At 67.8% G+C, this 16369-nt stretch carries 20 protein-coding genes; 12 read left to right on the top strand and 8 right to left on the bottom strand.

Annotation, left to right across the window (positions count from 1 at the left end; translation table 11 throughout):
- Positions 1–92 precede the first annotated feature (92 nt).
- Positions 93–980, top strand: a complete 888-nt coding sequence (locus ACLJRL_RS13460; RefSeq protein ID WP_410656470.1) for an esterase/lipase family protein — start codon at positions 93–95, stop codon at positions 978–980.
- 3 nt (positions 981–983) lie between these two features.
- On the opposite strand, the gene ACLJRL_RS13455 is transcribed toward ACLJRL_RS13460, so the two are convergent.
- The 3 genes from ACLJRL_RS13455 to ACLJRL_RS13445 form a co-directional block, all read right to left on the bottom strand.
- On the bottom strand, positions 984–1985 hold the full coding sequence (locus tag ACLJRL_RS13455) for a DUF2203 family protein (RefSeq protein WP_410656469.1): 1002 nt from the start codon (positions 1983–1985) through the stop codon (positions 984–986).
- Between the two features lie 21 nt (positions 1986–2006).
- Positions 2007–2597, bottom strand: coding sequence for a hypothetical protein (locus tag ACLJRL_RS13450; RefSeq protein ID WP_410656468.1), 591 nt, complete (start codon positions 2595–2597; stop codon positions 2007–2009).
- A gap of 84 nt (positions 2598–2681) precedes the next feature.
- On the bottom strand, positions 2682–3185 hold the full coding sequence (locus ACLJRL_RS13445) for a hypothetical protein (RefSeq protein WP_410656467.1): 504 nt from the start codon (positions 3183–3185) through the stop codon (positions 2682–2684).
- Positions 3186–3428: 243 nt separating this feature from the next.
- On the opposite strand from ACLJRL_RS13445, the gene ACLJRL_RS13440 reads away from it, so the two are divergent.
- Together ACLJRL_RS13440 and ACLJRL_RS13435 are read left to right on the top strand one after the other, a co-directional pair.
- Complete coding sequence (locus tag ACLJRL_RS13440; protein WP_410656466.1) at positions 3429–4646, top strand: NADP-dependent isocitrate dehydrogenase; 1218 nt, start codon at positions 3429–3431, stop codon at positions 4644–4646.
- Positions 4647–4880: 234 nt separating this feature from the next.
- Positions 4881–5186, top strand: a complete 306-nt coding sequence (locus ACLJRL_RS13435; protein WP_410656465.1) for an SH3 domain-containing protein — start codon at positions 4881–4883, stop codon at positions 5184–5186.
- 19 nt (positions 5187–5205) lie between these two features.
- Here the strand turns inward: ACLJRL_RS13435 and ACLJRL_RS13430 are convergent, their stop codons facing one another.
- Complete coding sequence (locus ACLJRL_RS13430) at positions 5206–5949, bottom strand: MBL fold metallo-hydrolase (RefSeq protein WP_410656464.1); 744 nt, start codon at positions 5947–5949, stop codon at positions 5206–5208.
- A gap of 83 nt (positions 5950–6032) precedes the next feature.
- Between ACLJRL_RS13430 and ACLJRL_RS13425 the strand changes: the two genes are divergently transcribed.
- From ACLJRL_RS13425 to ACLJRL_RS13405, 5 genes are read left to right on the top strand one after another with little or no spacing between them, the layout of a single operon-like run.
- Positions 6033–6467, top strand: coding sequence for an SRPBCC family protein (locus tag ACLJRL_RS13425; RefSeq protein WP_410656463.1), 435 nt, complete (start codon positions 6033–6035; stop codon positions 6465–6467).
- 35 nt (positions 6468–6502) lie between these two features.
- Positions 6503–7300, top strand: a complete 798-nt coding sequence (locus ACLJRL_RS13420; RefSeq protein ID WP_410656918.1) for an exodeoxyribonuclease III — start codon at positions 6503–6505, stop codon at positions 7298–7300.
- A 31-nt stretch (positions 7301–7331) separates the two neighbouring features.
- Positions 7332–7640, top strand: a complete 309-nt coding sequence (locus tag ACLJRL_RS13415; RefSeq protein WP_410656462.1) for a nucleotidyltransferase family protein — start codon at positions 7332–7334, stop codon at positions 7638–7640.
- Positions 7630–7968 carry a DUF86 domain-containing protein gene (locus ACLJRL_RS13410; protein WP_410656461.1) on the top strand — a complete coding sequence of 113 codons (339 nt, stop codon included), beginning with the start codon at positions 7630–7632 and terminating at the stop codon, positions 7966–7968. Before ACLJRL_RS13415 ends, ACLJRL_RS13410 begins: the two co-directional genes overlap by 11 nt.
- 56 nt (positions 7969–8024) lie before the next feature.
- Positions 8025–8924, top strand: coding sequence for a hypothetical protein (locus ACLJRL_RS13405; protein WP_410656460.1), 900 nt, complete (start codon positions 8025–8027; stop codon positions 8922–8924).
- Here the strand turns inward: ACLJRL_RS13405 and ACLJRL_RS13400 are convergent.
- Complete coding sequence (locus ACLJRL_RS13400) at positions 8918–9418, bottom strand: cupin domain-containing protein (RefSeq protein WP_410656459.1); 501 nt, start codon at positions 9416–9418, stop codon at positions 8918–8920. The genes ACLJRL_RS13405 and ACLJRL_RS13400 overlap by 7 nt on opposite strands.
- Before the next feature lie 64 nt (positions 9419–9482).
- On the opposite strand from ACLJRL_RS13400, the gene ACLJRL_RS13395 reads away from it, so the two are divergent.
- Complete coding sequence (locus ACLJRL_RS13395) at positions 9483–10004, top strand: MarR family winged helix-turn-helix transcriptional regulator (protein WP_410656458.1); 522 nt, start codon at positions 9483–9485, stop codon at positions 10002–10004.
- Positions 10005–10063: 59 nt separating this feature from the next.
- Here ACLJRL_RS13395 and ACLJRL_RS13390 read toward each other — a convergent pair whose 3' ends face one another.
- Complete coding sequence (locus ACLJRL_RS13390; protein WP_410656457.1) at positions 10064–10945, bottom strand: glycoside hydrolase family 19 protein; 882 nt, start codon at positions 10943–10945, stop codon at positions 10064–10066.
- Positions 10946–11343: 398 nt separating this feature from the next.
- Between ACLJRL_RS13390 and ACLJRL_RS13385 the strand changes: the two genes are divergently transcribed.
- A complete protein-coding gene (locus ACLJRL_RS13385; RefSeq protein ID WP_410656917.1) occupies positions 11344–11673 on the top strand; it encodes a hypothetical protein in 330 nt (109 codons plus the stop codon).
- Positions 11674–12100: 427 nt separating this feature from the next.
- Here the strand turns inward: ACLJRL_RS13385 and ACLJRL_RS13380 are convergent, their stop codons facing one another.
- Entirely contained in the window at positions 12101–12847 is a 747-nt protein-coding gene (locus ACLJRL_RS13380; protein WP_410656456.1) for a S1 family peptidase, read from the bottom strand.
- Positions 12848–13010: 163 nt separating this feature from the next.
- Here ACLJRL_RS13380 and trpS point away from each other — a divergent pair, with 163 nt between their 5' ends.
- Entirely contained in the window at positions 13011–14030 is a 1020-nt protein-coding gene (gene trpS, locus ACLJRL_RS13375; protein WP_410656455.1) for a tryptophan--tRNA ligase, read from the top strand.
- A 38-nt stretch (positions 14031–14068) separates the two neighbouring features.
- Positions 14069–15094, top strand: coding sequence for a YhjD/YihY/BrkB family envelope integrity protein (locus ACLJRL_RS13370; RefSeq protein ID WP_410656454.1), 1026 nt, complete (start codon positions 14069–14071; stop codon positions 15092–15094).
- Position 15095: 1 nt separating this feature from the next.
- On the opposite strand, the gene ACLJRL_RS13365 is transcribed toward ACLJRL_RS13370, so the two are convergent.
- The gene (locus ACLJRL_RS13365; protein ID WP_410656453.1) at positions 15096–16337 is read right to left on the bottom strand and encodes a D-alanyl-D-alanine carboxypeptidase family protein; all 1242 of its coding nucleotides are present in this window, start codon (positions 16335–16337) and stop codon (positions 15096–15098) included.
- Positions 16338–16369 lie beyond the last annotated feature (32 nt).

The raw sequence follows: 16369 nt of genomic DNA, 5'->3' as shown, positions 1-16369 counted from the left end.
GAGCGGAAGTCTGGTCGTTCTCCCGGTTCTCGGCAGGGGTTTGTGACGCATGATGACTCGCATCACTTACTGACGAGTAACCGGAGGCAGGGATGCGGGCTCGGGTCACCAACGGCGGTGCCACGAAGACCAGAAGGATCCTCACCACGCTTGTCGCGGCCTTGACGTTCACGATCGCCGCACCGGCGGTCGCGAGCGCGGCGCCGTCGAGCGGTTGGAACGACTGGTCGTGCAAGCCGAGCGCGAAACACCCCGAGCCCGTCGTGCTGGTGCACGGCCTCGGCGGCAACGCCACGACCAACTGGTTCTACCACGCACCGAAGCTCAAGAACGCCGGTTACTGCGTCTACTCGCTGACCTACGGCGCGACCGTTCTCGGCGGCCAGTTGTTCGGCGGCCTCGGTTCCATGCGCAAGAGCGCCGTCGAACTCGACACCTTCGTCGACCGGGTGCGGAAGAGCACCGGCGCGGACAAGGTCGACATCGTCGGGCACTCCGAGGGCACCACGATGCCCGCGTACTACCTCAAGTTCGAGGGCGGCGCGGAGAAGGTGAAGCACTTCGTCGGCTTCGGTTCGAACTTCAAGGGCACCACGCTCAACGGCCTTTCCGGGCTCGCCAGGGCCGTTCTCTCGCTCCCGGGCCTCGACCTGCTCGCCGACGGCGTCTGCGGGGCGTGCCGCGAATACCTCGCGCCGTCGGACTTCCTGGACGATCTAGGCCGGGGCGGGGTCACCGTGCCGGGACCGACCTACACGAGCATCGTCAGCCGCCACGACCTCGTCGTCACGCCGTACACCAGCGGCGTCCTGAACGAGCCCGGCGCGACCGACATCGTGCTGCAGGACAAGTGCGGGGCCGACACCTCCGGGCACCTGAGCCAGGCGATCGACCCGAACGTGACCAGCCAGATCCTCAAAGCACTCGATCCGGCGAACGCGCCCGCTCCGAAGTGCGTCCCGTTCTGGGCGCCGCTGTAGGGATCAGTGGCCGGGTTTGGTCGCGTGCACGACGAACACCGACCGGACCCGGTCACCGGACTCGACGTCCAGCCGCTTCACCGTCACCTCGGTGAAGCCCGCTTCGGCGGCGAGCCCGGCCGCGTCGTCCTCGGATTCCGGAAGCTCCAGATCGGTGGGGACGATCGCGGCGAACGCCTCGGACGGCCGGAACGCCGACGCCAGCGGCAGGCTGAAGCCCACCCGGCCGCCGGGGCGCAGCGCCCGCAGCCAGTCGCGGAGCGCGGCGGCGCCGAGGAAGTGCAGCGAGGACGCGCACAGCACGGCGTCCGCGCCTTCGTCCTCGACCGGCGAGGGCACCGCGGAGGCGACCTGCCAGGTGATGAGCTTGGCGGGGTCCAGCGTGGCGGCCTTCGCCTCGGCCTGGGCGATCATGCCCGGCGAGATGTCGATTGCGAGCACTTCGCGCGGCTTCAGGCGCAGCGCGGCGAAGGCGGCCAAGCCCGTGCCGGTCGCGACGTCGAGAACGCAATCGGGTGCCGTGCGGCCGAGGCCGTCGACGAGTGCGTCGGCGACGATGCCGTGAAAGGTGTCTTCGTCGTAGTGCGCGGCGACGCCGTCGAACAGCCCGGCAGCGATCTCCTCGCTCACCACGGCGACCCTGTCCGGCAGGCGGCGCCGTCCGGCGAAACCCAGGTCGACGCGGTGATACCAGCACAGTTCCGGATCGCCCTCGAGCCAGCACAGCAGGACGTCGGCGCCGTCGAGCTCGGCGGGGAAGTCGACCAGGAGCGGGGCGAACCCCTTCAGCTCCGCGCCCGTCCGCTGGACGGTGGTCATCAGATCGTCCAGCCGGGCCTGCGCGGCCTTCCACTCCGGCATCCCGCCCAGCGCGGTCTCGCGGCCGCCCGGGCGCAACGACGCGGCGAGCTCGGCCGCGTCGGCGCGCAGCCGGACGAGCTCGTCGAGCACGGGGCGTAGCCGGGCGAGTTCGGCGCGGGCTTCAGGAACGGTGAACAATCCCATCCGCCGATGGTCCCAGCTCGCTCAACGACGCCTTCGGGCGAGTCTCGACGCGAGGCCGGCGCCGATCAAAAGGAAGCCCGTCCCGAGTAGCCCGCCGATGAAAAGCCAGCTCGTGACGCCGTAGGTGACGTCGTTCTGCGGAAGATATTTCACCAGCTTGAAGCCCCATTCCGGGACCGCCGCCGCGGCCACGCCGGGCACGACGCCCCAGATGAACCCGCCGAGGATCGGGCCGGTCGCCGAAAGCGCGCCGAGCAGGCCGACCGCCAGCAGCAGGATGCCGCCGCCGACCAGCAGGCCGATGCTGAAGACGTCACGCTGGGTGCTGAGCGTCGCCTGGACCAGCATCTGCTGCCGCAGACCACCCCAGGCCAGCAGCCCGAGGGCGACCGGTGTCAGCACCAAGCCGCCGGCACCGCTGATCGCCCGGCGCGCGCCACGGCCCGCCCGGCTGTCTTCGGCGCCCAGCTCGTCGTCGAAAGCCTCGTACGGTTCGTACGACTCGACGTCCTCGTAGGGCCTGCGAGGGTCCCTGACGGGCTGCTGGTCGTACTCGCCGTACTCCTGGTAGTCCTCGTCGTCGTACTCCGCGACGTACCGGTGCGATGACATGAGCGGGTCACCTCCCTTAAAGCGGACTACGGCTCCCAGGCCCGGCCGGTTCACTTTGATCTCCGGCAGATCGCGATCTGGGGGCTAAACGCGACTTGACCGGCGCCGGGTGAGGGTCCCGACCAGGCCGGACCCGATCAGGAGGAACCCGCTCCCGAACAGGGCGCCCATGACCACCCACGTCACCAGGCCGACGCCGAACTCCCGGCCGCCGACGTCGTAGAAGAAGCTCAGGACGTCCCGCGGGCCCAGGAGGAAGGTCAGCCCCGGAATCACCCCCCAGACGAGCCCGCCGATCACCGGTCCGATCCCGGACAGCGCGCCGAGCAGCGCGACGCCGAGCAGGAGAAGGCCGCCGAGGAACAGCAGGACCAGGCTGAGGGGATCGTCGCCGATGGTGAAGGACTGCGCGAACGTCCGCTGAAGCCGTGTGCCGCCGTAGATCACCAGGCCGAGCGCGACCGGGGTGAGCAGAACCCCGCCCAGCGCGCTGAGCACGCGAGGCACGGCACGGCTGTCCTGCCTAGGCTGGGCGTAGGTCGCCTGAGGCTGCTCGTTCGGAGGCAAGGCGTAGGGGTTGGTGGACATGGGGACCGCCCTTTCGGTGGGCCGGTGAGAGGAGTGCGCTTCGATGATGTCGTGATTCCCGGTCCTTCCGTGACGGCCGGATGGCCGTCGTGCGACCGGGTGACGTCGGACACATCGGCCTCGTGGAGACTTGATACCGACCACTACTGGAACCATCCAGGACCGTTAAGCAGTACGCTTGTACCGCTACCGGAGAGACTTGAAGAAGTAACGTGAAGATCCGCGGAAGGAGCCCCGCAGCTCATGGCCAAGATCAAGGTCCAGGGCACCGTCGTCGAGCTTGACGGCGATGAGATGACCCGCATCATCTGGCAGTTCATCAAGGACAAGCTGGTCCACCCCTACCTGGACCTCAACCTCGAGTACTACGACCTGGGCATCGAGGAGCGGGACCGCACCGACGACCAGATCACCATCGATTCGGCGAACGCGATCAAGAAGCACGGCGTCGGCGTCAAGTGCGCCACGATCACGCCGGACGAGGCACGGGTCGAGGAGTTCGGCCTGAAGAAGATGTGGGTCTCGCCCAACGGCACGATCCGCAACATCCTCGGCGGCGTCATCTTCCGCGAGCCGATCGTCATCCAGAACATCCCGCGGCTCGTCCCGGGCTGGACGAAGCCGATCATCATCGGCCGTCACGCGCACGGTGACCAGTACAAGGCGACCAACTTCAAGGTCCCCGGCCCCGGCACCGCGACGATCACCTACACGCCGGACGACGGCTCCGCGCCGATCGAGTTCGACGTCGCCAAGTTCCCTGAGGGCGGCGGCGTCCTCATGGGGATGTACAACTACCGCAAGTCCATCGAGGACTTCGCGCGCGCCTCGCTGCAGTACGGCCTGGACCGCGAGATGCCGGTCTACCTGTCGACCAAGAACACGATCCTCAAGGCCTACGACGGCATGTTCAAGGACGTGTTCCAGGAGATCTTCGACGCGGAGTTCAAGACCGACTTCGACGCCAAGGGCATCACCTACGAGCACCGCCTCATCGACGACATGGTCGCCGCGGCGCTCAAGTGGGAGGGCGGCTACGTCTGGGCCTGCAAGAACTACGACGGTGACGTGCAGTCCGACACGGTCGCGCAGGGCTTCGGCTCGCTCGGCCTGATGACCTCGGTCCTGCGCACCCCGGACGGCCGGACCGTCGAGGCCGAGGCCGCGCACGGCACGGTGACCCGGCACTACCGCCAGCACCAGCAGGGCAAGCCGACGTCGACCAACCCGATCGCGTCCATCTACGCCTGGACCCGGGGCCTCGAGCACCGCGGCAAGCTGGACTCGAACCAGCAGCTGATCGGCTTCGCGAGCGACCTCGAGAAGGTCGTCATCGAGACCGTCGAGAGCGGCAAGATGACCAAGGACCTCGCGCTGCTCATCGGCAAGGAGCAGCCGTTCCAGACCACCGAGGAGTTCCTCGCGACGCTGGACGAGAACCTGGCCAAGAAGCTCGGCTGAGTTTCGCTGTAAGTACCTGAAGGCCCCCTTCCTTGCGTCAGGCGCAAGGAAGGGGGCCTTCGTGTACTTCGTCCCGCCGCCGGGACATACCACGAGTCCGTGACGGTGGGTAGTACGCGACCGCGCGGGTTGGCGCCTCCGGGTGGTTGGCATTCCAGGAACTGGGCCCCTGCCCCGGCTTCTGCCACTCTGGTCGTGGAAGAAAACGATTCCCTTGTTCGAGGAGCGACCGTCATGGCCATCTCGAAACCGGTCCTGTTCATCGGCGGCGCCTTGGCGCTGATCGTCGTCGTCGCCGTCTCGGGACAGGACAGGGAGTCGAGCGCTTCGAGCCCGACCGGTTGCCAAGTGGTGGTGACGGCCGACGTGCTCAACGCGCGCGACGTTCCCGGCGGGCAGAAGATCGTCGGCAAATACGTCAAGGACGCCAAGGTCGACGCGCTGCCGGTGGTCGAGAACGGCTTCCGCAAGATCGCCGAGGGCAAGTGGGTCTCGGCCCAGTACGCGCCCCCGGTCGAAGGCTCCAAGTGCGGCCCGTGACCCGTCGCCCGGATCGCGATCAGGGGGCGAAACGCAAGTGGGAGCCCTCCTCGGCCGCCAGTACCTCGCCACTGAACTCCTTCCGCGCCTCGGCCACCGAGACGTCGCGGTCGGAACCGGGCCAGAAGTGGGTCAGCAGCAGCCGCCGGGCGCCCGCGCGTTCCGCCCAGTACCCGGCCTCGCCCGCCGTCGAAACCAGGCGAGGAGTCGCCTCCGGTGACGGACCCTGCAGCGTGGCGTCGGCGATGAACAGATCCGCGTCCCGCGCCAGCTCCGCCAGCATCGGGCCGGGCCCGCAGTCACCGGTGTAGGCGACGGTCAGCCCCGGCGCGGTCAGCCGTACGCCGTAGTTCGGCACGTGATGGGGCAACAGGAACGCGGTCAGCCGGAACGGCCCGACCTCGCGCGGCGGGCCGAGCTCGTGGACGTCGAAGAGGGACGTCGGATGCGGCCGCGGCTCCAGCGCTTCGAGCCGTCGCACCGTGCCCGGCGTGCAGTGCAGCGGGAGTTTCGGCGCGGCCGGCAGCCGGTAATGGCGCGCCCGGCCCAGCGCGCTCACATCGACGCAGTGATCGGGGTGCTCATGGGTCACCACCACCGCGTCGACATCGCCGTCGGGGCAGTGCTCGAACAACCGTGACGCGGCGCCGTAGCCGAGGTCGAGCACCAACCGGAAACCGGCGTGGACCAGGAGAAAGCCGGCGCAGGCGCGGCCCGGCTCCGGCCAGGCGCCGCAGCTGCCCAGCACGGTCAGCTCGCTCATGCGCGCAGTCTCGCAGAACAGCGCCGGTAACGGTGCCCGATTTCCGGCGACTTCGTGACCGGGGGATCGCGAGGAGGTCCGTCATGAAACAGGTCCGGAGCCGGGTCGTCACGCCCAAGCCGATCGACGAGGTCTACGAATACCTCGCCGACTTCACCAACCAGCCGGAGTGGCGATTCGACGTGGTGTCGTGCTCACTCGCCGCGGGCGTCGGCGGTGCGCAGGGAGCGAAGTACCACCAGCGGGTGAAACCGCGGGGCAAGGAAGTGGACAGCGAGGTCGAGCTGACCCGCGCCGACAAACCAGCCGAGGTCGCGTTCCGCACGCTGGATCCCGGGCCGGTCACCGTGGCCGGCGCCTGGCACCTGAAGAGCACCGGCACGGGTACCGAGGTGATCTGCGAAGTCGTCATCGAGACGCACGGATTCCTGCGGTTGCTGGAGTTCACGATGGGTCCGTCGCTGCGGAAGATCTCGGACCGCTACGAACGGGACCTCTCGGCACGGCTCAACCCCTGACAATTCTGTCGGACCCTCCGAGTAGCGTGCCCAGGGTGCTGACCGTCTCCACTGTGAATGTCAACGGCCTCCGCGCCGCCGCGAAAAAGGGCTTCGTCGAGTGGCTCACCTCCACCAAGGCCGACGTCGTCGCCTGCCAGGAGGTCCGTGCCGAGCTGAAGGAGCTCCCGGCCGGCGCCGCCGAGCCCGAGGGCTGGCACGTGGTGCACGCGCCGTCGGACCAGAAGGGCCGCAACGGCGTCATGCTCTACAGCCGCGCGGAGCCGGAAGAGGTCCGCATCGGCTTCGGCGAGCCCGAATTCGAGGAGAGCGGCCGGTACGCCGAGATCCACCTGCCGAACGTCGTGGTCGCGAGCCTGTACCTGCCCAGCGGCGACGTCGGGACACCGCGCCAGGAGGAGAAGGAGCGCTTCATGGCGGCGTTCCTGCCATACCTCGTCGACCTGCGCGCCAAGGCCGAGGCCTCCGGCCGTGAAGTGGTCGTCGTCGGCGACTGGAACATCGCCTACGACAAGATCGATCTGAAGAACTGGCGCGGGAACCAGAAGAGCTCGGGCTTCCTGCCGGAGGAACGCGAGTGGCTCGGCCGGGTCTTCGGCGACGCCGGCTACGTCGACGTGCAGCGCAAGCTCGACCCGGAGGGCCCCGGCCCGTACACCTGGTGGTCCTACCGCGGCAAGGCGTTCGACAACGACACCGGCTGGCGCATCGACTGCCAGATCGCCACCCCCGGGCTGGCGGAACGGGTCACCTCGGTCGTGGTCGAACGCGCCGAGTCCTACGACCGGCGCTGGTCCGACCACGCGCCCGTCACCGTGACCTACCAGATCTGATCGGGCACAATCAGGTCAGGAGGTGGCGGTCGTGCATGAGTTGATCGAAGGCAAGAAGGGCGAAATCGAGGAGCTTTGCCGTGCGCTCTCGGTACGTCGGCTCGACTTGTTCGGTTCGGCCGTGAAGGAGTCGTTCGACGTCGTATCCAGTGACGTCGACGTACTCGTCGAGTTCGACGCGGGTCCCGGGTTCGACTACTTCGGGACCTACTTCGATCTGAAAGAGGGACTCGAACGAGTCCTGGGGCGCGCGGTCGACCTTGTGAGCGTCACCAGCATCCGCAATCCGTACTTCAAACAAGAGGTTCTGGACACCCGGGAGCTGCTCTATGCCGCGTGACGCCCGGGCCTACCTGTGGGACGCGGTCCATGCCGCGGATCTGCTCAGCGAGTTCAGCAAGGGAGAGGACTTCGCAGGCTACCGGGCGAATGCCATGCTGCGATCGGCGGTAGAGCGTCAGTTCGAGATCGTCGGCGAGGCGCTGAATCAGTTATCCAAAGTAGACGGTGAGCTTGCCGCACAAATACCCGATCTGGGCCGCATCGTTGCCTTTCGCAACATTCTCATTCACGGATACGCGACGGTCGACGACGCACTGGTTTGGCAAGTTCTCACTGAGAGACTCCCCGGGCTTGTCGATGTTCTGCGGCGGTTGCTGGAAGGGTAGGTCCCCCGGACTGGCTGGTTCCGGCTAGCCTGCAGACGGGAAACCGGGGGTCGGTCATGGAGACGAGCGAAGCCAGGCGCATCGAGGCGACGAACGCCGAGCGCCATCAGATGTCCGGCCAGTACGGGTGGGAGTTCAGCCCGGACGCGCCGAACATGCTCGAACGCTGGACGGTGCTGCCGTTCAGCCAGCGCGGCGACAAGCGGCTGGCGTTCGGCGCGCTCAGCGGCGCGTACCAGGGGCTGCGGTTCAGCGTTTTCGACTATCACCGCCGCCCGACGGTCACCAGCGTGCACACGCGCTGGACCAACAAGAAGGTCAACGAGCTCGAAGAGATCACCATCGACTCGGTCTGGGTGATCACCCTGCCCGCGCCGATGCCGAACTTCCAGATCGCGTCGAGCATCGAATCCGCCTGGGATGTCGAGCAGTACCCCGAACCCGCCACCGCGGACCGGAAGTTCAACCGCTGGTACAAGCTGATCGACACCGATCCGAACGTCGCGGTCCAGGTGCTCACGCCGCAGGTGGCCGCCGCGATGCGGTCCTTGAAGCTGCACAACTGGTCGCTGGTGGGAAGCGAACTGGTCTACACCGAGCACCCGATCTTCGGCCGGACCAAGCCGGAGGACGTGCTCGCGACGCTGGGCAAGCTCGCGCAACTGGTGCCGCAGCTGCCTTTCCACCTCGGGGGCGGGCAGCCTCAGCAGCCCGTGGCGCCCCAGTATCCGCAGGCGCCGCCGCCTCAACATCCGCCGCCCCAGTACCCGCCGCCCCAGTACCCGCAGCAGCCGTACCCGCCGCACCAGCCCGGGTATCCGCAGCAGTACCCGCCTCCGCCGCATTACGGATATCCGCCGCAGCAGCCGGGATATCCGCCCCAATACCCGCCGCAGGGATATCCGCCGCCAGGTCCCTACGGCCCGCCGCAGGGATATCCGCCGCGCGGCTACTGACACTGTCGCGCGCTCTCCGTCCACACAGGACTCTCGACGAAGTGGTTGTCGAACCTTTCCTGGTTGTCCAACAGATCCTGCACCGTCGCCTGGCCGTGCCCGACCTTCTCCAGCAGCCGGAAGTAGTCGAACCGTTCCACGCCGGGAATGAACACGATCAGTACGTCCGCCGGTGAGTCCGTCGCCGCGCGGAAAGCGTGCGTCGTCCGCGGCGGGACGACGAGCATGTCGCCTTCCGAGAGGGTGACGATCTCTTCTCCCACAAGGACTTCCAGTCGTCCGCCGACCATGAAGAACATCTCGGCGGAACCGGTGTGATAGTGCGGTGCCGCTCCGTCGGCGCCGACGCCGAGCTGGGTTCTCGCGCTGCTCATCACTCCGCCTGTGGTCGAGACGTCGGCGAGCAGGGTGACGAGCGTGGGGGCCGCGCCGACCTTTTCGGCTTCGATGGCGCGGACGAGGACGGGTTCGCGGGTTTCGATGCGCTGGGTCATACCAGGATGGTTCCACTGCTGATAGTTAGCTGTCAAACTATCTCCAGTCGAATAGACTGTGGTCGTGAGTGAAGAGCAGAACGAGGGCGACGCGATCGACGCCGTCGTCGGTGCATGGCATCGGGAGCGACCGGAGCTGGAACTGACCGCGATCGGGGTCGCCGGACGGCTCGGCCGCGTGGCGATGCTGACGACGCCGATGGTGGAGGCCGTGTTCGCGAAACATGGCCTCAAGCAGGGGGAGTTCGACGTGCTCGCGGCTCTCCGGCGATCGGGGAAGCCGTACACGCTGATGCCGTCCGAGCTGTCCGCGACGCTGATGATGTCCCGGGCGGGGATGACCAGCCGGATCGACCGGCTCGAGTCCGCGGGCCTGGTCGAGCGCGCGCTGGATCCGGAAGACCGGCGCAGTTTCCGGGTCTCGCTGACCGAGCGCGGGTTCGAGGTCGTCGACGCGGCGATGAGCGAGCACACCGCGAACGTCACGAAGCTGCTTTCGCCACTGGGCGACGACCTCGACGTCCTGGACCGTTCGCTGCGGCGCCTGCTCGGTTCCCTCGATGGGGATTCCCCACGTAAGACGTGACGAAGGGGCCTTTCACCGCGTGGCATGCGGTGAAAGGCCCCTTCAGCTCCCTGGAGGGATCAGCAGGACAGGTTGTTCCCGGCGGCGACGCCGAGGATCCCGACGAACTGCTGGTACTTGCTCACGCGGCTCTGCACCTGGCCGGGGTTCCCGCCATTGCACTCGATGCTGCCGTTGATGCTGCGGATGGTCTCGCCGAAGCCGCGGCTGTTGACCATCGCGTTGTGCGGGGTCATCGTGCCGGGACCGTTCTGGGTCATCCAGTACCAGATGCCGGTCTTCCAGGCGACCGCCGCGTCGTTCTGCACCAGCCACGGGTTGGTCAGCAGCGGCAGGCCCAGCGCGTCGCCGGCGGCCTTGTAGTTGAAGTTCCAGCTCAGCTGGATCGGGCCTCGGCCGTAGTAGGCGGCGGTGCCCGCCGGGCAGCCGTAGGACTGGCTCGTGTCGCAGTAGTGCGGGTAATTGGCCTGGTTCTGCTCGACGATGTGGACCAGGCCGCCGGTCTCGTGGCTGACGTTCGCCAGGAAGGCCGCCGCCTCCTGCTTCTTGATCGTGTCGTTGCCAGTACCCGCGAAGGCCGGGTACGCGCTCAGGGCGGTGACCAGGCCGCTGTAGGTGTAGAAGGAGTTCCGGCTCGGGAACATCTGGTTGAACTGGGCTTCGCTGACCACGAAGCCGGACGGGTTCGGCGGGTTGGTCGTGCCGCCGCAGGCGCCTTGGTCGGCCCAGACCTGCGCCGGGGGAGCTTCGTTCTGTGTCCACCACTTCGCGGACCAGTTGTGACCGTTGTGGGAGGCGGTGTTGCCGCCCCAGTAGACCGAACTCGCGTTCCATGGCGCGACGCAGTCCGCCGCGGAGGCGGTCTGGGCGGGGACGACGACGGCGACGGTGGTGGCTGCGAACGTGGCGGCGACCGCGGCGAGAATACGTCGAAGAGACATCGGTGGCTCCTTCGCACGAGGGGACCATGCAGGGGGATTGGTCTATACCTTTTAAGGGGTATGGCCAACAGGTATAGACCATTGCGTACAAGAAACCAACCGATGAACGGTAATTGCTCCCTGTTCGGCCGTGGCGTGACAGCCGAATGGCCTAACCCTGTCCGGTTTTGTCAGAAACCCTTCTACCTGCGACGACTTTGAGGAGAGGGGCGCTCGAAAGGGTCCCCCACTCGGGCGCTACTCTCGTGCCCCGGGTTGATCAGAACCCACAGGTCTTGACACGCTCGGTAGTTTTTTGACCAGCAACATGCAAATGCTCACTCGTTCGGGTTAGCGTTCATGTTCAGCAATGTCACGTCACGGGAGGCACTCCGGTGCGGAACCCAGTTCATCTCCTGATGCGGTCGGCTCTGCCCGCGGCCAGGGCGGCGGCGGTCGTCGCGATCCCGGTCGCGCTGCTCGTCGCGGGCGCTGGGCCGGCCTCGGCAGCCGATACGACTTCGCGTTCCGAGATGGCGTTCGGACTGCTCGGCCCGGTGGGCCTGATCGCCGTCGCGCTCGGCATCGTCGGCATGGCCTTCGGCGTCTTCCGCCAGCGCCGCAAGGCGCGCGCGACGGCCGTTCCCACCATCCCGGTCCCGGGCCGGCCCGCCGGCCAGGGCGTCACCGCCATGGCCGAAGCCGTGCTCGCCGAGGACGACGTCCTCACCCGCCCCCAGCGCCCCTGACCTGCACCCCTCCCGTCGCTCAGATCGCGATTAGGGGGCGAAACGCAAGTCGTCGGGATTACTTGGGTAGTGGCACCTAGTCCCCTCCGGATTGTTTAGCCGCGCACTGATCGCCACGCTCGGGTCCATGACGGTGACGCGGCGTCAAACCCGGCCCAGTGACCCTTTCCCCCGTGCCCTGGACCGGGCGATCGTGGACAGCGGCCTCGGCCTCGACCGGATCCGCCACCGGCTCGCCCAGCAGGGCGTCCGGGTCAGTGTCGCGACCCTGAGCTACTGGCGGACAGGAAGAAGCCGCCCCGAGCGGTGCGACTCCCTGAAGGCGGTCGCGCTGCTGGAGCGGCTCTTCGATCTTCCGCACGGTTCGTTGCTGAACCGGCTGGGCCCGCGCCGCCCTCGGGGACGTTGGGGCGACGCGGGTGCCGGATCAGACTCCGCTGTTGGTGCGGATCCAGCTGCGGAAGTAGGGGACGTCCACGTAGATCGACGGCCCGGTCGCGCAGGTGCTGCTGTTGTTGCCCGCGCGGCTGGTGGCGCCGACCAGCTGCCAGACACCGCTGACCTGCTTCACCTGCGGGCCGCCCGAGTCGCCGTAGCAGGCGCCCTTGTTCCCGCCGGGGTTGTTGGTGCAGATCTCGCTCGCGCCGCTGATGCCGAGGCACCTGGAGTCGGCGACGATCGAGGTGTTCAGTTCCTGCAGGGTGATCGGGGCGCCACAGCCGCCGGCCGGGGCACAGGTCTGGCCCCAGCCGATGATCCGCGTCGCGGTGCCGACGGCCCCGGACGAAGCGGCGATCGTGACCGGCGCCTGCGACACCGCCGTCGAGAGACGCAGCAGCGCCAGGTCGGCGCTCGGGTGGGCGATCCGCTGGGCCACGCGGGCCACGGTGCCGCCGCTGGTGCGGTTCGTGGTGCCGACGCGCACCTGGTACGGCGTGCCACAGTGCTTCGCGGTGACCACCCAGGTCGAGCTGATCAGTGAGCCGCCACACTGGTGCCCACCGCTGCTCGACTGCTGGGACACCATGAACGGGTAGACCTGGCTCGCGTTGCCGCCGCCGACGATGTTCGGCTGGACGCCACCGGTGGGCTCGGCCGCAGTCGCGACGCCGGGGAGTGTGAAGACGGCCGCGGCCGCGATGGCCAAGCCCATCAGCAGTGATCGTGCCTTCATCTGGGTTCTCCTTCGGTGTGGCCGGAAGATCCGGTGCCATGAACGCTAGGAATCGGACACCTCGCTCAGAACCGTCGGAAGTATGTGGCGGTTAACCGTTTAGACCTTTCGGCCGGGTCGACCTCGGGTGACCGGTCGCGGCCGGGCCTGACAGAATCCGGGCGTGTCCGATGAACTGAAGCGCCCTCGGGTCCTCTCCGGGATCCAGCCGACAGCCGACTCGTTCCACCTGGGCAACTACCTGGGTGCGCTGCGGCAATGGGTGCGGCTGCAGGACACGCACGACCCCTTCTACATGGTGGTCGACCTGCACGCGATCACCGTCGAGCAGGACCCGAAGGTGCTGCTCGACCGCACGCGCCGCTCGGCCGCGCAGTTGCTGGCGCTCGGCGTCGACCCGGCCCGCAGCGCGCTGTTCGTCCAGAGCCACGTGCCCGAGCACGCCCAGCTGGGCTGGGTGCTGGAATGCCAGACCGGCTTCGGCGAGGCGAGCCGGATGACGCAGTTCAAGGACAAGGCCGCCAAGCAGGGCACGGATCGCGCCAGCGTCGGCCTGTTCACCTACCCGGTCCTGCAGGCCGCGGACATCCTGCTGTACCAGGCGAACGAGGTCCCCGTCGGCGAAGACCAGCGGCAGCACCTGGAGCTGACGCGCAACCTCGCTCAGCGGTTCAACAACCGCTACGGCAAGACGTTCACCGTGCCGGAGCCGCATATCGTCAAGGACACCGCGAAGATCTACGACCTGCAGGACCCGACCGCGAAGATGAGCAAGTCCTCGTCGACCGGCAACGGCCTCATCGAGTTGCTCGAAGAGCCGAAGAAGTCGGCGAAGAAGGTGCGTTCGGCGGTCACCGACACCGGCCGCGAGATCGTCTTCGACACCGAGAACAAGCCGGGCGTCTCGAACCTGCTGACGATCCTTTCCGCGCTGACCGACCAGCCGGTCGCCGAACTCGAAACCGCTTACGAGGGCAAGGGTTACGGCGATCTGAAGAAGGGCGTCGCCGAGGCGTTCGTCGACTGGGTCACCCCGGTCCAGGCCCGCGTCCAGTCCTACATGGACGACGTCGCCGAGCTCGACAAGGCCCTCGCTCTCGGCGCGCAACGTGCCCGCGAAGTCGCCTCGGTGACCTTGCGGAACGTTTACGAGAACATCGGGTTCCTTCCCCCGGCAGGCTGACTCGCGCTGCGGTGTCGTCGCAGCGTGGTTAGCGTTTCATGGTGGCGAAAGATGACGGCGCGAAGCCGGACGAGGACAAGCTGCTACCGCGATTGAGGCGGAAGTACGGCTGGCTCGATCACCTCATCCGGGCGAACGACGCCTTCACCGAGCGCTACGGCAACCACTACGCCGCGGCCATCACCTACTTCAGTGTGCTTTCGGTGATCCCGATCCTGATGGTCGCCTTCGCGATCGTCGGGATGGTGGTCGCCGGCGATCAGACCGTGCTGAACCAGATCACCGACGGCATCAACAAGTCGGTGCCCGACGGCCTGCGCGACCTGGTCGGCGGCATCGTCGGCGCGGCACTGAAGTCCGGCGGCGGCATCGGGGTGTTCGGCCTGGTGCTCGCGCTGTACTCCGGCATCGGCTGGATGACGAACCTGCGTGACGCCCTGACAGCGCAGTGGGGCCAGGAAAAGCAGCAGCTGCCGCTGGTTTCGACGACGATCAAGGACCTGCTGTCCCTGGTCGGCCTCGGTCTCGCGCTGGCGGTCTCGTTCGGCCTCACCGCGGCGGGCAGCGGGATCGGGCGGTTCCTGCTCGAACTCGTCGGCCTGGAAGACCAGGGCTGGGCCGTGTTCCTGCTGAAGGTCGCGACGATCCTGCTCGGCCTGCTCGCGAACACGCTCGTGTTCCTCTGGGTCATCGCGAGGCTGCCCCGCGAGCACGTCGCGCTGCGCAGCGCTGTCAAGGGCGCGATCTTCGCCGCGGTCGGGTTCATCGTGCTCCAGCAGGGCGCGACCCTGTACCTCGGCAGCGTCACGAAATCCCCGGCGTTCACCCTGTTCGGGCCGGTGATCGGGCTGCTCGTGTTCGCCAACCTCGTTTCGAGGTTCCTGCTGTTCGTCACCGCGTGGACGGCGACGGCGAAGGAGAACCTGTCGACCGTCATCGAGCCGCCGGCCCCTGTGTCCATCCACCCGAGGGTGACCGTTCAGCAGGGGCCGGGGCTCGGTGCCGTCAGCGGGGCTTTCGCGACCGGCGCGCTGTTGGGCTGGTTCGGCCACCGGAAGTCCTGACCTAGCGCTGGTCGGTCATCGCCTTCTTGCGCTGGTGGCCGAGGACGAACGCCGTCACGATGATCAGGAAGACGAGCAGGGTGATGATCCAGCCCGTCGTGCCGAACGGATCTTCCGCGGCCGCGGCGGCACCGCTGCTCGTCGCGTTGTCGGCGTTGGGCGCGGCCTGGCCGGCGCCGGTGTCCACGGTCTCGGTCGGTTTGTAGTCGATCCGCCCGACCGATTCGGCCTTGTCCTCGCGCAGCGCGATGCCGTAGTCGAGCAGTTTCGCGGCCTGTTCGGAAACCCGCGTCGGCCGCTGCTCGGCGCGAAGGAGCACGACCGCGACCCGGTGCCCGTTCTGGAGCGCGCCGCCGACGTAGGTGTGGCGCGCGTCGTCGGTGAAGCCGGTCTTGCCGCCGAGGAACCCGGGATAGGACGAGAGAAGCTTGTTGTCGTTATAGACCGGAATGGCCGGTTTTCCGGCGCTGGCCGGGATTTCGAAGTTCTTGGTCTTGACCACCTTCGCGAATTCCGGCTGTTTCATCGCGTAGTGGAAGATCAGGCTCATGTCGTAGGCCGAGGTCGACATGCCGGGGCCGTCGAGCCCGGACGGCGTCGCGGCCCGCGTGTCGGTGGCGCCGATGCGGGCGGCCAGCGTGTTCATCTTCATGATCGTGGCCTCGACCCCGCCCAGCGTGCTGGCGAGCGCGTGCGCCACGTCATTGCCGGAGTGCATCAGCAGTCCGTGCAGCAGGTCGTCCACTGTGTACTGACCGCCGGCGACGATGCCGACGCAGGTGCACTCCTGCTCGGCGTCCTCCTTGGTCGGCGTGATGACCTTGCGCGGCGGCAGTTCGGTGACCACGACCAGCGCGAGCAGGGTCTTGATCAGCGACGCAGGCCGCTGACGGGCGTGCGGGTCCTTCGCGGCGAGGATGTCGCCGGTCTCCAGGTCCTGCAGCACCCAGGACGTGGCGGTGGTCCCCTCGGGCGGGTTCAGCGCGCGCTTCGGCAGCACGAGCCCGCATTCGGCCATCCGCTCGCCGCCCACCGGCACCGGCGGCACGGGCAGCGGCGCCGGTGCGGCCTCGCCGGGACGAGGTTTCTCGGAGGTGTCGATCGGCGGCGGAGGCGTCGACTTGTTCGCGCACGGCTGTGCCTGGGCTGGTGGCTTCGGCGCGGCTGTGGCCACGGGGGTCACCGCGAGGGCGAGCACACCGGAGATGAGGACCATGAGCGACCGGGAGATAGCGCTGTGCACCCGAGCAATGTAGCGTCGCCGCGCTCGCTGCA

The organism is Amycolatopsis sp. lyj-112 (assembly GCF_046549055.1).
In the GTDB taxonomy this organism is placed as follows: Bacteria; Actinomycetota; Actinomycetes; order Mycobacteriales; family Pseudonocardiaceae; genus Amycolatopsis.
The sequence above is the reverse complement of the archived record's forward strand: the minus strand, read 5'-3'. Positions and strand labels throughout refer to the sequence as shown.

Excerpts from the sequence above, each read along its gene's own strand:
- ACLJRL_RS13460 (WP_410656470.1), top strand. The coding sequence starts at position 93 with ATGCGGGCTCGGGTCACCAACGGCGGTGCCACGAAGACCAGAAGGATC.
- ACLJRL_RS13455 (WP_410656469.1), bottom strand. The coding sequence starts at position 1,985 with ATGGGATTGTTCACCGTTCCTGAAGCCCGCGCCGAACTCGCCCGGCTA.
- ACLJRL_RS13450 (WP_410656468.1), bottom strand. The coding sequence starts at position 2,597 with ATGTCATCGCACCGGTACGTCGCGGAGTACGACGACGAGGACTACCAG.
- ACLJRL_RS13445 (WP_410656467.1), bottom strand. The coding sequence starts at position 3,185 with ATGTCCACCAACCCCTACGCCTTGCCTCCGAACGAGCAGCCTCAGGCG.
- ACLJRL_RS13440 (WP_410656466.1), top strand. The coding sequence starts at position 3,429 with ATGGCCAAGATCAAGGTCCAGGGCACCGTCGTCGAGCTTGACGGCGAT.
- ACLJRL_RS13435 (WP_410656465.1), top strand. The coding sequence starts at position 4,881 with ATGGCCATCTCGAAACCGGTCCTGTTCATCGGCGGCGCCTTGGCGCTG.
- ACLJRL_RS13430 (WP_410656464.1), bottom strand. The coding sequence starts at position 5,949 with ATGAGCGAGCTGACCGTGCTGGGCAGCTGCGGCGCCTGGCCGGAGCCG.
- ACLJRL_RS13425 (WP_410656463.1), top strand. The coding sequence starts at position 6,033 with ATGAAACAGGTCCGGAGCCGGGTCGTCACGCCCAAGCCGATCGACGAG.
- ACLJRL_RS13410 (WP_410656461.1), top strand. The coding sequence starts at position 7,630 with ATGCCGCGTGACGCCCGGGCCTACCTGTGGGACGCGGTCCATGCCGCG.
- ACLJRL_RS13405 (WP_410656460.1), top strand. The coding sequence starts at position 8,025 with ATGGAGACGAGCGAAGCCAGGCGCATCGAGGCGACGAACGCCGAGCGC.
- ACLJRL_RS13400 (WP_410656459.1), bottom strand. The coding sequence starts at position 9,418 with ATGACCCAGCGCATCGAAACCCGCGAACCCGTCCTCGTCCGCGCCATC.
- ACLJRL_RS13390 (WP_410656457.1), bottom strand. The coding sequence starts at position 10,945 with ATGTCTCTTCGACGTATTCTCGCCGCGGTCGCCGCCACGTTCGCAGCC.
- ACLJRL_RS13385 (WP_410656917.1), top strand. The coding sequence starts at position 11,344 with ATGCGGTCGGCTCTGCCCGCGGCCAGGGCGGCGGCGGTCGTCGCGATC.
- ACLJRL_RS13380 (WP_410656456.1), bottom strand. The coding sequence starts at position 12,847 with ATGAAGGCACGATCACTGCTGATGGGCTTGGCCATCGCGGCCGCGGCC.
- ACLJRL_RS13370 (WP_410656454.1), top strand. The coding sequence starts at position 14,069 with ATGGTGGCGAAAGATGACGGCGCGAAGCCGGACGAGGACAAGCTGCTA.